The sequence below is a fragment of the Desulfogranum aggregans genome (assembly GCF_055398265.1).
Genome location: NZ_AP042447.1, coordinates 2,949,094 through 2,962,485, shown reverse-complemented (window position 1 = coordinate 2,962,485; position 13,392 = coordinate 2,949,094). Strand labels below are relative to the sequence as shown.

Here is a 13,392-nt window from a genome sequence, read left to right as displayed (position 1 = left end):
CTGGTTGAAAATTTTCAGCCAAGGAGGAAGGTGATCGGAAGGAGGAATGTCAATTTTTTGTCCGGTCCGGGTCGCTGATGAGGCCCTATTGATGAGCGTTCAGGGGCAACGCGGCAGGGACAAGGCGGCAACGCCGTTGAGTCGCCTGTCATTTATCAAGTGGTTACCGATGCCAGAATATGCATATATGCAAGTGCGGCGAAAGGTGCACCACCCCGACCATGGTTACCGCTCCATTCCGATGAGGGCAGCGCCGATGGCATTGCCCACCGCATAGTGCTGCGGAAAGGATACTGTGGTTTGCAGACGCCGTGCGATATCAGGGAGAAAAAAACGGGCAGCCGCCCCAATGCCGATAATCGGCAGGTTGAGGGTGAACCGGACCGAGAAGAATTCGTTGTCCCGGTTGTTGAGGGCAGTTGCCGCCTGTTCGTTGGACCAGGTTGTGCGGATGAGGTAGGTGAGAATAATCTGCTCAATAGCCTGGCTTACCGTATCCAGTGCCTGTCGACAGAATTCGTCCGGGGGCATGTCAGTGAAAGCAGCCAGGGCCTCGGCCCCTGCCCTACTGGCCGTGCTGTCGCCGATGTCCAGGGTGCCAAGGACATGGAGAGCGTCTGTCGGGGTAAACCCGGTCAGAATGACATGTTGTTCGTAAGCAAGTCGTTCGAGCTTTTTTTCCAGGGCAATCCCCTGAATACCGGTGGCTGCCTCCAGTCGGCTGGGACTGGTGGGGCCGTGCTCCTGTAAGTGGCTGATGACCGGATCCTGGAGCTTCTCCGGGGCAACACTCTCCAAAGGCAGCACCAGGTAGGCGTCCTTTTCGGAATTCAACCATGTTCGCGGGTCAGGAAGATCGGGACTCACTGCCAAAGGCTGCACACGATAGGGCTGCATGCTGATCTTTCCATGGCTGTCGCACTTGATATGACTGTCTCCCCCGCCTGCGGCCGTGTACATATCCACTGCATCCACATGGGTCTGCCATCGGCCGATGCGGCATCCTTCCTTGCTCATCATGGGCTTGCCCTCCCTGACCAGGCATATATCAGTGGTGGTACCGCCGATATCAACGATCAGTGCAGTATCGTGCTCAGCGGTTGCTCCGAACCTGGCAGTTGCCGCAGGGCCGGAGGCCATGGTCAGGGCGGCACGCTCAACGGTATCCTCCAGGGAGGAACCGGTGGCATCGCCACAGACAATCGTCACCGGGCAGGTAAGGCCAAGGGTGAGCATGGAGCGTTGGATGGAGGCAAGAAATTTTACCATCAGCGGCTGCAGCTTGGCGTGCAGGCAGGCCGTTGCCGACCGTTCCAGCATTCCCGGATGGGTGGAGACCATATGGGAGCAGAAAACCGGTTTTTCGGGGTCGACGAGGGCAATGGCTTTTTCCACAACCAGCTCATGGGTGGGGTTTTTGATCGACATCGCGCCGCATACCGCATAGCTGTCTGCTTCTTTGCGCAACCCCTGGAGGGTGTCGATCAGTTCTTCCATGTCCAGTGGCTGGTCCTCTGCCCCGGTGATGGTGTGTCCCCCGGGGAGAAAGATATTGGCCACGATAGGCAGCTTAAAATGGCGGACATGGCCGAGAACAAAAAGGGCGACCCGCGCACCATGACCTTCAACCACAGCATTGGTTGCCAGAGTGGTGGAAACTGTCATCCGATTGATGGCTGCAGGCGGTACGTCCCCTTTCAAGAGGGTGGAGAGTGCCTTGGCTACCCCGATGCTCAGGTCATGATGGGTGGTTCGTTCCTTGGCCTGGCAAACAACCTGTTGTGTTTCGGTATCCAGCAGAACGGCATCAGTAAAGGTGCCGCCGGTGTCAATGCCTATGGTGTAGGTGTTCATGGTCATGCTGTATCAATGGAGTGGAGAACGAGAGGGTACGGGGTTCAACTGAAAAACGGAGTGTTACCACTGTTGCCAGCGAGAAGCAAGTCAAGGGATATGCATGGTCGGCTTTTCGTCAGCAAAATGGGTTGCAGTGTGTGGTTGGTCCTGCATGCCGGTCATGAAGTCCGGACGGAGGGGAGAAGGTAAAAAAAAAGCCCGGTCAATTTGACCGGGCTTAAACTGGCTCCTCGGGAGGGACTCGAACCCCCGACAGGGTGGTTAACAGCCACCTGCTCTACCAACTGAGCTACCGAGGAACTGTGCTCATGGCGTGTACTGTTCAATAGTGAGTCGGGTAAATAGCATAGTGCGTAGCGATCGTCAAGAAAAAGTTTCATCTCCTGAAAGGAAAAAATCAGCCACAACCCTTCCCAAAAGATCCTGCTTTCGAATTGATGACTTGATTTAGGTTGTGAAAGGTGCTGAAACAACGCGAATCCAGACATCCTTATCCTGTTCGAGAATGGTTGCGTCGACCACAGAGAGTTGAATGTGGCCATAATGCTTTTTTTTGCGTTGGATCAATAGTTCTAGGTTATGCCGGTAGCTGTCGTCATCTTTGGTGTTTGGATTATTGTAACGATACTCCTCGACAATCTTGTCGAGTTTGCCTGTAATCACTTCCTCAGGAAAAAGAGCAAGATTCCAGGCGGTGCAGGCGCAGTTCAGGTACGATTGCCGGGCAGCAGCACTGCCAGCTGTGGCGAGAAAGTCAGCAGAAAATTCGGTGATGATCTGGGAGAACCGGTCTTCGTCTTTTTTCTGTATACGCTTTTTTATTTTTCTCAGTTGACTCATGTTTCGTTCACCAGTAGAGGAAGCCCCGTGGAGGACAGTGAAGCACAGTAGATTTCACCTACTCTATTGCATATCGCTTGTACAGGGAAATTGTCAGATACGAGAGGAGACCGTTCCACACCCCCAGCAAGGAGACGCATGAAAAATGCTTGCATTTCTCCTTTTGATAGTGTAGATAAGCGTGGCTCTCAGCCATCAAATACATACATTGCGTCGGGGCGTAGCGCAGCCTGGTTAGCGCGCCTGCCTTGGGAGCAGGAGGTCGTAGGTTCGAATCCTACCGCCCCGACCATTTATACGAGAAAAGCCGAACAGTTACATGCTGTTCGGCTTTTTCTTTTTTGTGGAAATTTAGGCAGGGTGTCGCTTGAAGGTGTTGATTCTAATGCCACTTGATTCCTTGTAATATCAGGTCAAAATCAATGTTCTTTGAACATAAGTTCTATAAAGTGCGACCTCCTGCATTCTAGAAATGGCTATTTTAAGTTCTCGCTTCGGGATCTTTTGAGATTTTTTGATATACGCTGAAACTTGAAAAAACTTTTCAGCCGCTGATTACAACTGAAAAGGTAGAAGAATCAAATCGACTGTATTTTCCAAGCTCAGAAAGGAGATTTGCAGGTTAGGTTAGATTTGCACTACAGTTTCAAGTTTTCACTGGGGTTTAAAATTCAAAATCAACACCTCGGCGCTAAGCCTGCTCCCGCGGGCCTTGGCAAAGGACGCTGTTTTTCGCGTGTGCCTACGTTATTGCAGTACCGTTTTTAACAGTTTTTATACCAAAAACCTCGTGAAGTCGGTCAATTGAAAGGCAGTTCAGCATGGACTTCGCCACCTTGGGTAGCTCATTTAATTGGTAAAAACTGTGATCTGGTGTGGCGAACTCCGTTGCCTGTATTTTAGACGCAACCCGTCTAATCTGTGACCAGGGTTTTTTGCATTTCAGCTCCGCTATCCGCTCTACGAATAGTGCCAACACACATATTTTTACATGGGCTTCTATTCGCCTTTCAGCCCAATGGTACATTGGCATCATTTTGATCTGCGTACGCTTAAGTGAGCGGAAGCACCGCTCAATGACCATCAGGCCACGGTAACCATAGGCCGCATCCTCAAGGCTCAGGTGGATGTCGTTGGTTTCCAGTACCCACTTGCCATCATACTTTGCCGCAGCCTTTATGGCTTTACGGTCGATCCGGACGGTGCCCTTCTCAGTTATGGTCAGGTATTTTTTGTACCTTCGAGAACCCAACAGGGCTATAGCCCATTTCCTGGTTGCACTCTTGTCTTTGTGCTGCTTGAGTTCCCATTCAAGCATGGCAACAATTTTTTCTCGGTGGGTGGCCTGCCGTCTGGCCTCCGACGGATTATAACAGACGATATATCGCTTGCCGTTGGCGAGGTTCACCTCTTTGGCATGAAGATTTTCAGAGAATTCCCTGTAACGACCTGGCTGCGAAAGAACTGTTTCCTTAACCTCCTTGACACTGGCCATCCTGGTGGCAAGCAGATATGTGCCGCAGGCCTTAGCCAGTTCCTTTCGATTCCCTTCGGAGTTCATCCCGGAATCAGCAACGAACAGCGCCCTGCCAAGATTCCACCCTCGAAGATCGCTTTTTATGGTCTCGACAGTACTGACGTCAGCAGTATTGCCGGGGAATACCCAACTTCTCACAGGGATACCCTCTCGAGTAACAGCCAGGGCGACAACGACCTGAGGCGCCCATGTCCCTTCTTTCGTATGACCATACTGCCGCGGGCCTTCCTCATCCTCATAATCAATGGCAAAAGATGCTGTAGTGGTATCATAGAAGATGAGATCCACCGTCAGGTTCAGCAGGTTGGCCACATTGTAAAAGATCTCCCGCTCTACCTTATCCGAATGGCTATGGAGCAAGTCCATGGCCTCATACATGTGATGCAGTTGCAAGCTGTCACACCCTGGCAGATATACAGTTTCAAGCCACCTGTCCCAAACACCAAGTTTTGATTCCGGAGTACACAGTCGATTGGCAACCATGGCAAGCAGGGCTTTTTCATAGGGAACCTGCTTCTTTTTGGCAACCTCCCTGAATATTTTGCCGATACCGTATTGCTCCCACAGTTCCTCGATGATTTTAACTGTACCGAAATCGACGGTCCGGAGGATCTTGACATCTTCCGGTAAGCCGCCTTTGCGCACTTCACCGTCCAGAGGATCAATAACCTCGACGCCGCAGACTCTGGCAACGGATCGGCATAACCGCACCAAGGCTTCACGGTCCAACTGGTCTGCCCGCCCGAAGCTGTGGATAATTTTAGCAGTCACCTTACCGGTGACCGGATGCCGTTCGTTATGGGCCAGCTGGTAGTATTTTGTTACCGAGCCGTCTTTGTTCTTTCGTTGAGTAGTTCGCAAATACATGATTGCCTATCATGCTAAATGCGTATCCCCAACCTGTCAATAAAAAACTACTCAAACGTGTGCCTACAGGTTTTGACCAAAATCAGGAGACTTGAAAGTGCAACGTGCTGATATTAGGTGATTTTATTTTTCGACTGCAGTAAAACGTGCCTACAGTTCTCAAACTAAAGTTTCAGTCAGCTGGGGGATAGGCTGGTGCTGCAAACCAGTCTTTTTTTAATGATATTTTCGGTTGATCCGTGTCTGCAACATAATGAGGCGTCATTATCGCAATTTCGTATTCATTAAAAACATCCTGTATGTTTTTATGTATATCTGAATAGATCTGAGCCATTTTTTCTGCCTTTTGGGTAAAGACATTGAGTTCATATGTCACACTGAAATCACCCAAGGTTTTCAACAGGACGAACGGTTTAGGATCGTGCATAATTTCTTGAGTTTTCTTCGCGGCATGCAGAAGCATTGCCTCTACCTGGCGCCATGGAACCTCGTATCCTATCCCAACTGATGTGTGTAATACCACGCCCCTAGTTGTTGCCAAAGAGCTATAATTGACAACTTCGCCGTTGAGAATGAGTGAATTTGGAATAACGATCTCTTCATTTTTCAAGGAGAGAAGGTGGGTTTCTAGTACTCTTATTTTTGTGACATCACCGACATGCTCACCAATTTTCACTCTGTCTCCAACCTTGAATACTTTACGATAGGTCATTGTATAACCGGCAATAAGGTTAGCTATCAACGAGGTGGAACCGAGAGAAAGCAAAACGCCTAGCAGTAAAGTTACCCCTTTAAACGCTTCCGTCCCAGATCCTGGGATGTAAGGGTAAGCAATCACAACGCCGAGGATGAAAAAAATTACGCGAACTATTCTATAGGTGGGCCAAGACCACTCAGCTTCAAAATTTGGAATTTGAATCTTTCCACTTTCAACTCGGTTGAAAAATGCATGGGTTGCTCTGAGAAGATAACGAATGAACAAATAAAAAAATATTAAGAAAAAAAGATTGGGAAGATAATCTATCACACCTTGAACAATGACATGTAATGGATCTGTGATATACACCAGCAACGTCATCGCCAAATATCGAGTCCATGGAAAAAGATTTAATACAAAATGAATAAAAATATAGACTGTGATTAATATAAAAATGATTTTTGCCAGGCGAATAATGAACTTAAAAAGTGCCCAAATTTGTCTTGCTTTGAGTATTTTCTTTGACTTAGACTCAAGAGATTCGACTTTTCTTTTAAAATGTTGCTCTAGTAAGTGATCAAGTTTTTTGAAGGTAAAAAACAACACAAATAAAACAATAATAAGGGCTGCTGTTCTCCATATAGCAGTGTATATATTTTTAATAATAGTCTTTTTATTGCGTTCATGACGATAATTTTTTATGGCTTCTGTTATCTGATCTACAATTAAAGAATTGGCTAAAATCCATGGCGTAAAATCTCCTTCAAGTTGTGCGTCTCCTTGAAAAATTTTCATTATAAACGTATCACCTGCAACGATCTGCACTATTTCGTTATCACGCCTAACGGCTAAAGAACTGGTAGAAACCGATTTGTCTTCAGCAAGTTGTATGATTCGCTTGGAGATAAATTTAGCGCGTTTTTTGGCTGAATAGGTTGAGACTCCCACGACCTTGAATAGGGCTCTTCCGTCAATGATCACTGGTGCTACCTGGATATCTTTTTGGCTTGTTTGTACGGATGCGAATAATAGGTATGGAGAAAAGGTAGAAATAAAGAGAGTGACCAGTAAGGAGAAAAATAACGACCTTTTTATACAAAGGCATACTGAAGTACTCATAGTTTCATTCCGATTGAAGAGGTCAATTCTTTGGGAGAGTATTTTTCCAGAAAGCCTCGTTAAGCGAACATCTGTAATTTACTATAATTCTATTGTAGGTTGATAGATAATTTTAGACAAAGTGAATTAGATTTTACCGTATAGGAAGTTTCACTAACTCCAGGCAAACTCGACCTAACCTGACAAGGCTGATGACCTTCTTGTCTTGCCGGAGTCATCAAATGAACCTGTCCCCTGTTCGCTGTTGCTGGAATACATCTACTTCGTCGGGAGTGATTTGACCACCTCAACCATCTCTGCAAACCATTTTGCTGCATGCTCACCAAAACAAATATCTTTGTGTTCTTTGGTGACCCGGTTTCCCTCAAATTTGGTGAAGTGATCTTTCTTGTTGCTATGGGCGAAACGGTGAGCAAATTGGAAAACACCGTTGTCAATCCCGGCAATGATAAGATCGAGGTGTTTCCTGGCGATCTTTGTAGTGGCTTTGGTATCTGTAAGTCCTGATGACTGATTGGATGTTTCCTTCAAGCGCAGGTGGCAGAGTCATTTTCACAAAATTACCAGAATAGGTGAACATTCCCTCCCTTAATTGCCAGAAAAATGAAGCCTGTCTCGCGGAACAAAGGAATTGCTTACTTCTTTTGTTTTTCCTCTCCTGTGAACGTGTTCGAAAATGGTGAAATTGTAATAATCAGAGGTCGCCGGAGTGGAGCTTTTGAAGCTTATTGTACAGGGCGCGGCGGGAAATGCCGAGTATTTCTGCCGCCCTGGTGCGGTTGTGCCTGGTGTATTCCAGGGTCCTGATAATGACTTCATTCTCCACTTCGGCAAGACGCATCCCGACGCGAATGGGTATGGTGATATCATCATGCTGGCTGTTCAGTAAACGTTCAGGGAGGTGGATAACATTGAGAATGTCCTCCTGGCAGTTGATCACAGCCCGTTGGATGACGTTTTTTAGCTCGCGGACATTTCCGGGCCAATTGTAGGACTCTAAGCAGCTGAAAAAGTTGGAGCTGACACCGCGAATTACCTTTTGAAAGTTTTCGCATGACTGTTTGATAAAATGGTCCACAAGCAGGTGGAGGTCACCGTGGCGCTCCCGTAGGGGCGGCATGATAATGTGGAGTACATCAAGCCGATAGTAGAGGTCTTCGCGAAACCTGCCCCTGCGAATTTCACCCATGAGATCTGCATTAGACGCAGCGATGACCCGCACATCGACATCAATATCGTGCTGGCTACCGATACGGTGAAACGATTTTGTTTCGAGCAGCCGCAATAGACTCACTTGCATCTTCTGGTCTATTGTTGCAATTTCGTCCAGAAAAATGGTGCCACCAGCTGCCAGCTCAAAACAGCCTTTGCGCACTTTGTTTGCACCGGTATATGCTCCTTCATCATGACCGAAAAGTTCGCTGGCAACAAGGTCAGGAGGCAGGCTGCCGATGTGTACAGGGATGCACGGTTCATGTGCGCGATCGCTCAATTCGTGGATTGCCTGTGCGGCCAGCTCTTTTCCTGTTCCTGTCTCGCCGGAAATGAGAACAGGGATGTCCGTCGCCGCCGCCTGTCTGATCTGGCGGTAGACTAGGCGCATGGAGGTTGAGCGGCCGACCATTTGTTCAAACGTCGTTTTTTCTACCTCAGACCGGAGCAGCAGGTTCAGGCCGAGCTGGGGTTTTTTTTCCAGCGCCGTTTCAATGAGCAGCTTCAGCTCTTCTTCACTCACCGGCAGCAGGGAATAGTGAAATGCGCCGGCACGCAGCGCCTGATTGGCAATTTTAAGCCGGCCGGGATGAGCGAAGAACAAGATCTGCGTCTCGGGGCATTTGGCAGTTATTATCTCAAGTATCTCCAGCGCTGATGACGGTTGCTGATGGGTTACAGAGCTTGAGAAAAGCATAATGTCAAAAGATTCATGTTCGAACCGGTCAACCACCTCTTCAATACTTCGTTCGTAGGCGAGATGCAGCCGGGATTCCGGATAAATTCTTCTGACCTGCTGTGCAAGGCCTCTCCCCTCGTCAACACAGATGATTTTTATTTTTTGCTGGTCGTTTTCCATACAAGAGTTGTTGCTGAATGAAGAGGAGGGGATACGAAAAAGTTAACAGGTTCAGTTGTTTTCCCTTTTTTTGAGCACATAATTTACATATCATTTTCCCGGTATATTACAAGAGGAAATATATGGGAGTGGTGGAGATTATGCTGCTCTTTCTGTTTAACATATTACTTTTTCATATTTTTTTGTTTTGTTGTGTTTCTTGTTGGGTGCTGCGAGTTCTCTCCGGTTGTTTTTCGAATAAGTCCGTATTGAGCAGAATGTTCTCAAATTGTTTTGATTGTGGCAGAAAAGCGGCATATTTTTCTCACGCTTCGTTTTTTCCTGTTCACCTGTTCCTGTAATCTGAGAGTGCTGCTGAGCGTCCATTTTGCTCCAGGTCCTTGCTACGCCGGGCTGACCGCCCATTCGGAGTTACCAGGATAGCGTGTTGAGACAGGGGTGGAATGCATATTGCTTCAAAGCGTCGTGCAACACAGAACAGTGGTTGTTTCTCAACGGATGTCCATCGCAGGACTCTCGTAACTATTCCTAGCAGTTCATTGTCCTACAATCGCAAGCATGCCGCTCGATTCATGTGCAGCGTCAACCTGCGCTTGAATGGCAGAGGCTGTGGCAACGCCTGAAATGGAGAAAGCATGAAGGAGGAAAATTCCTTGAAACCAGTCATATGTATTGGATCACCCGTTGTCGACCAGGTAATCCGGGTGCAAGAAGTGTTTCTTGAAAAAGTAGGTGGTGAAAAAGGCGGCATGGAGCTTGTCGATTCGACCACCTTCTTAAATATAGTGGAAAAACTTCCTGCACAACCGAACTATACCCCCGGAGGAAGCGCAGGGAATACAAGTTTTGCCTTGGCCCGTCTGGGAATGCCCAGCCGGTTTTTAGGCGCATTGGGTGACGACCACGCAGGTAATTTTTTCCGAGATCAATTGCTGCAGGCCGGAGGTGACGACAAGGCGATCCGCGTAATGCCGGATTTACCTACGGCGCAGTGCTTGAGTCTGGTAACGCCGGATGCCGAGCGAACAATGCGTACCCATCTTGGGGCTGCCATGACCTTTGCCCCGGAACATGTAACCGAGGAAGACTTCGTCGGCTGCGGTCATGCGCATATCGAAGGGTATGTGCTGTTTAACCCGGACCTCATGCTGGCAACACTCAAGGCTGCAAGGGCGGCAGGCTGCACCATCAGTGTTGACCTGGCCTCTTTTGAGGTGGTGCATGCAAGTCGCACCACACTTCAGGAGCTGCTGGCAGAATATGTGGACATTGTTTTTGCCAATGAGGAAGAGGCGGAAGCATTTGCTGGCAACAGCGATCCGGAAGAAGGCCTTAGGTCCCTTGCTGCATTGTGCGATACGGTTGCGGTAAAGATTGGAGAAAAAGGAGCCTTGCTCTGTCGTGCGGGAGAGTGTTGTCATGTGCCGGCAGCGGTGGTTGACCAGGTTGTTGACACGACCGGTGCCGGGGATTTCTGGGCGGCGGGATTTCTCTGTGGTCTGCTTTCCGGTAAATCCCTGGAGGAGAGCGGTGCCATCGGGGCATTGCTTGGCGGCGCTGTTGTCGCCTGTGAAGGCACCGCCCTTCCCGAGAATCAATGGCAGGAGTTAAGTGCCTCTGCCGGTTTAACATAGATGCCCCTGAATCAGTGACGTTTGCCAGCTGCAGCCTGCTGGGTTGTGGGGATACCATGAATTTACAAAGAGGAAGAAAATGTCTTTTGATGCTGATGGACCAGTCGTTACAGAAAAGAAAAATACCAAAAGTTTTAAGACAATTATGGATGATGCTCTTGGTGCAAATGCTTCTGAATGCAAGGTTGCTGATCTGGCACTTGCCGAATGGGGCCGGCGGGAAATTGAAATAGCAGAGCAGGAAATGCCCGGCCTGATGGCGACACGCGAAAAATATGGACCGCAGAAGCCGCTTCAGGGCGTACGGATCATGGGCAGTCTCCATATGACTATTCAGACGGCGGTGCTGATCGAGACGCTGGTTGCCCTGGGTGCGGATGTGCGTTGGGCAAGCTGTAACATCTTTTCGACACAGGATCATGCAGCGGCAGCAATTGCGGCTGAGGGGATTCCTGTTTTCGCCTGGAAAGGTGAAACCCTTGAAGAGTACTGGTGGTGTACATTTAGAGCCATGACCTGGCCAGACGGCAAAACCCCCCAGCTGATCGTTGATGACGGTGGGGATGCAACGCTGTTGATTCACAAGGGGGTAGACGTGGAAAAAAATCCCCGGCTGCTGAAAGAGGAGACCGGTAACCGGGAACTCGATATTGTCATGGCCCTGCTGGGCGACGTGTATGCGGGCGATCCTCAATTCTGGCAGCGGGCTGCACAAAGCTGGCAAGGTGTTTCTGAGGAGACAACTACCGGTGTTCACAGGCTGTATCAGATGCAGAAAGAAGGTTCGCTTCTTGTTCCGGCAATTAATGTGAACGATTCCGTGACCAAATCCAAGTTCGACAACGTGTTTGGCTGCCGTCACTCGCTCGTCGATGGCCTGTTTCGGGCTATGGACGTAATGCTTGCCGGTAAAACGGCAATGATCTGCGGTTTCGGCGATGTAGGGAAGGGGTCTGCTGAGTCTCTTGCCGGGCAGAAGTGCAGGATCCTTGTCTCAGAGGTGGATCCCATCTGCGCCCTGCAGGCATGTATGGCAGGCTACACTGTATGCACCGTGGAGCAGGCATTGCCTACGGCTGACATTTATGTGACCACAACCGGGAATAAGGACATTATTACCGCTGAGCACATGAGCAAGATGAAGGACCAGGCAATCGTCTGTAACATCGGTCACTTCGATAACGAAATTCAAGTCGATGCACTGAATAGCTGGCCAGGGGTAAGGCGTACCCCCATCAAGCCGCAGGTTGATAAATTCACCTTTGAAGATGGGCATTCCATCTATCTGTTGGCTGAGGGCCGTCTGGTGAACCTCGGGTGCGCAACCGGCCATCCAAGCTTTGTTATGTCAAACAGCTTTACCAACCAGGTACTTGCCCAGATTGATCTCTGGCTTAACAGGGAGAAGAAGGAGGTCGGGGTCCATGTCCTGGAGAAGAAACTCGATGAAGAAGTAGCGCAGCTGCACCTGGACAAACTGGGTGCAACCCTTACCAGGATGACCCCTGAGCAGGCCGAGTATATCGGTGTCTCTGTGGATGGACCATACAAACCGGATCATTATCGATATTAAGGGCGGCCAGGCTAGAGGTTCATTTCTGGTCTGTTTCCGCTGGGCGATGTCCCGGCGGCCGCGGCCAGCATGCTCACACCATGGATAACAAGCGTTGATGTGCTTTTCACTTGAATGCGCATCGACGCTGGGAAATAAAGCCGGAGGAAAAGATGAGCAAAACAAAAATCAGCGATAACAAGAAACTGGAAAGGGTGTATTCCGCCGCAAACCACCAGGAACTCATGAGTGCGTACGATGACTGGGCAGAACAGTATGAGCGCGATACGGTGGGCGCTTTTGGTTACGTCGCACATATTGCCACGGCAAAGGCGCTTGCAGATGTCGTAAGCGACACAAACAGCCTGATTCTCGATGCCGGGTGCGGCACAGGGCTTGTTGGCGAGCAGCTGGTTGCGCTTGGCTATGTAAATCTTGAAGCACTCGATTACTCGACCGAAATGCTGAAAGAGGCTGAGGCCAAAAAAATATATTCCCGCCATATGCAGGCTGATTTGAGCAGGCCGCTTGATATTTCGGATAATACCTATGACGCCATCGTCTGTACGGGAACATTCACCTACGGGCACGTCACGCCTGACAGTTTTGATGAACTCATCCGAATCACAAAGCCGGGCGGGACTATCTGTTTCACGGTTCGGGAGGGCGCCTACGAGGATCACGACTATGGTGAGCGACTGGAAAAACTCGAGGCAGACGGCATGTGGAGGCTACTGAGCGCGTCTGATACAGATTGCATGAAAGAGGAAAACGTCAGTTGTAAATTGTGTGTCTATCGGGTCTGCACCCAATAGCGAGCCCGCGATGCCAGGAAATCCGAGCGTTATGCCTTTCTTTTACCGGAAGGGGGATTTTTTTCCCTGCCGGTATGGTGTGCACAGCATGCACATTCTTGTCACTTTGAGCAATAAGTTCCCGTTGTGGTCATACGGGGCCTTTCGGGATCGAGCAGATAGGGGGAAGCAGGGATATCTTGTTAACTGCCTATTGTTGTGGATTATTATTTTTTCTCTTGTCTGCAGAAACTTTGTGCGGATATTTGCTCCATTTACTGAAACACGACCATGCGGGCAAATATTGCCTGCTTTGTTGTGGTTTCGTTAGTCGAGTAGCACTATTTGCCCACTTTTGTTTGTTTGGTTGCTGAGGCCGTCTTGATTTTTCATGAAATTCGTTATTGGTAAATCGTCTGACACC

The 13,392-nt window shown here is 49.0% G+C and carries 9 protein-coding genes and 2 tRNA genes; 4 read left to right on the top strand and 7 right to left on the bottom strand.

What is annotated here, in order from left to right; translation table 11 throughout:
- Nucleotides 1-225: 225 nt before the first annotated feature.
- The 3 genes from ACZ52Z_RS12995 to ACZ52Z_RS12985 all read right to left on the bottom strand — a co-directional run bounded on the left by ACZ52Z_RS12995 (nt 226) and on the right by ACZ52Z_RS12985 (nt 2,697).
- Nucleotides 226-1,854, bottom strand: coding sequence for a hydantoinase/oxoprolinase N-terminal domain-containing protein (locus ACZ52Z_RS12995; RefSeq protein WP_464267208.1), 1,629 nt, complete (start codon nt 1,852-1,854; stop codon nt 226-228).
- 226 nt (nt 1,855-2,080) lie between these two features.
- A tRNA-Asn gene (locus tag ACZ52Z_RS12990) sits at nt 2,081-2,156 on the bottom strand.
- A 148-nt stretch (nt 2,157-2,304) separates the two neighbouring features.
- Nucleotides 2,305-2,697 (bottom strand): hypothetical protein, encoded by a 393-nt coding sequence (locus ACZ52Z_RS12985; protein ID WP_464267207.1) that lies wholly within the window; start codon nt 2,695-2,697, stop codon nt 2,305-2,307.
- Between the two features lie 214 nt (nt 2,698-2,911).
- Here ACZ52Z_RS12985 and ACZ52Z_RS12980 point away from each other — a divergent pair.
- Nucleotides 2,912-2,989 (top strand) — tRNA-Pro (locus ACZ52Z_RS12980).
- A 450-nt stretch (nt 2,990-3,439) separates the two neighbouring features.
- Here the strand turns inward: ACZ52Z_RS12980 and ACZ52Z_RS12975 are convergent.
- The 4 genes from ACZ52Z_RS12975 to ACZ52Z_RS12960 all read right to left on the bottom strand — a co-directional run bounded on the left by ACZ52Z_RS12975 (nt 3,440) and on the right by ACZ52Z_RS12960 (nt 8,988).
- Nucleotides 3,440-5,101 carry an IS1634 family transposase gene (locus ACZ52Z_RS12975; protein WP_464267206.1) on the bottom strand — a complete coding sequence of 554 codons (1,662 nt, stop codon included), beginning with the start codon at nt 5,099-5,101 and terminating at the stop codon, nt 3,440-3,442.
- Between the two features lie 172 nt (nt 5,102-5,273).
- Nucleotides 5,274-6,779: a mechanosensitive ion channel family protein gene (locus ACZ52Z_RS12970; RefSeq protein ID WP_464267205.1), complete on the bottom strand. Its 1,506-nt coding sequence runs from the start codon at nt 6,777-6,779 to the stop codon at nt 5,274-5,276.
- A 396-nt stretch (nt 6,780-7,175) separates the two neighbouring features.
- Nucleotides 7,176-7,448 (bottom strand): Arm DNA-binding domain-containing protein, encoded by a 273-nt coding sequence (locus ACZ52Z_RS12965; RefSeq protein WP_464267204.1) that lies wholly within the window; start codon nt 7,446-7,448, stop codon nt 7,176-7,178.
- A 163-nt stretch (nt 7,449-7,611) separates the two neighbouring features.
- On the bottom strand, nt 7,612-8,988 hold the full coding sequence (locus ACZ52Z_RS12960) for a sigma-54-dependent transcriptional regulator (protein ID WP_464267203.1): 1,377 nt from the start codon (nt 8,986-8,988) through the stop codon (nt 7,612-7,614).
- 635 nt (nt 8,989-9,623) lie between these two features.
- Between ACZ52Z_RS12960 and ACZ52Z_RS12955 the strand changes: the two genes are divergently transcribed.
- The 3 genes from ACZ52Z_RS12955 to ACZ52Z_RS12945 all read left to right on the top strand — a co-directional run bounded on the left by ACZ52Z_RS12955 (nt 9,624) and on the right by ACZ52Z_RS12945 (nt 12,989).
- Nucleotides 9,624-10,622 (top strand): adenosine kinase, encoded by a 999-nt coding sequence (locus tag ACZ52Z_RS12955; RefSeq protein WP_464267202.1) that lies wholly within the window; start codon nt 9,624-9,626, stop codon nt 10,620-10,622.
- 145 nt (nt 10,623-10,767) lie between these two features.
- Nucleotides 10,768-12,195, top strand: coding sequence for an adenosylhomocysteinase (gene ahcY, locus ACZ52Z_RS12950; protein ID WP_464270791.1), 1,428 nt, complete (start codon nt 10,768-10,770; stop codon nt 12,193-12,195).
- A 152-nt stretch (nt 12,196-12,347) separates the two neighbouring features.
- Nucleotides 12,348-12,989: a class I SAM-dependent DNA methyltransferase gene (locus ACZ52Z_RS12945; RefSeq protein ID WP_464267201.1), complete on the top strand. Its 642-nt coding sequence runs from the start codon at nt 12,348-12,350 to the stop codon at nt 12,987-12,989.
- Nucleotides 12,990-13,392: the final 403 nt, after the last annotated feature.

What these genes read in the sequence shown, in the direction of transcription:
- ACZ52Z_RS12995 (WP_464267208.1), bottom strand. Translation starts at nt 1,854, where the DNA reads ATGAACACCTACACCATAGGCATTGACACCGGCGGCACCTTTACTGAT.
- ACZ52Z_RS12985 (WP_464267207.1), bottom strand. Translation starts at nt 2,697, where the DNA reads ATGAGTCAACTGAGAAAAATAAAAAAGCGTATACAGAAAAAAGACGAA.
- ACZ52Z_RS12975 (WP_464267206.1), bottom strand. Translation starts at nt 5,101, where the DNA reads ATGTATTTGCGAACTACTCAACGAAAGAACAAAGACGGCTCGGTAACA.
- ACZ52Z_RS12960 (WP_464267203.1), bottom strand. Translation starts at nt 8,988, where the DNA reads ATGGAAAACGACCAGCAAAAAATAAAAATCATCTGTGTTGACGAGGGG.
- ACZ52Z_RS12955 (WP_464267202.1), top strand. Translation starts at nt 9,624, where the DNA reads ATGAAGGAGGAAAATTCCTTGAAACCAGTCATATGTATTGGATCACCC.
- ahcY (WP_464270791.1), top strand. Translation starts at nt 10,768, where the DNA reads ATGGATGATGCTCTTGGTGCAAATGCTTCTGAATGCAAGGTTGCTGAT.
- ACZ52Z_RS12945 (WP_464267201.1), top strand. Translation starts at nt 12,348, where the DNA reads ATGAGCAAAACAAAAATCAGCGATAACAAGAAACTGGAAAGGGTGTAT.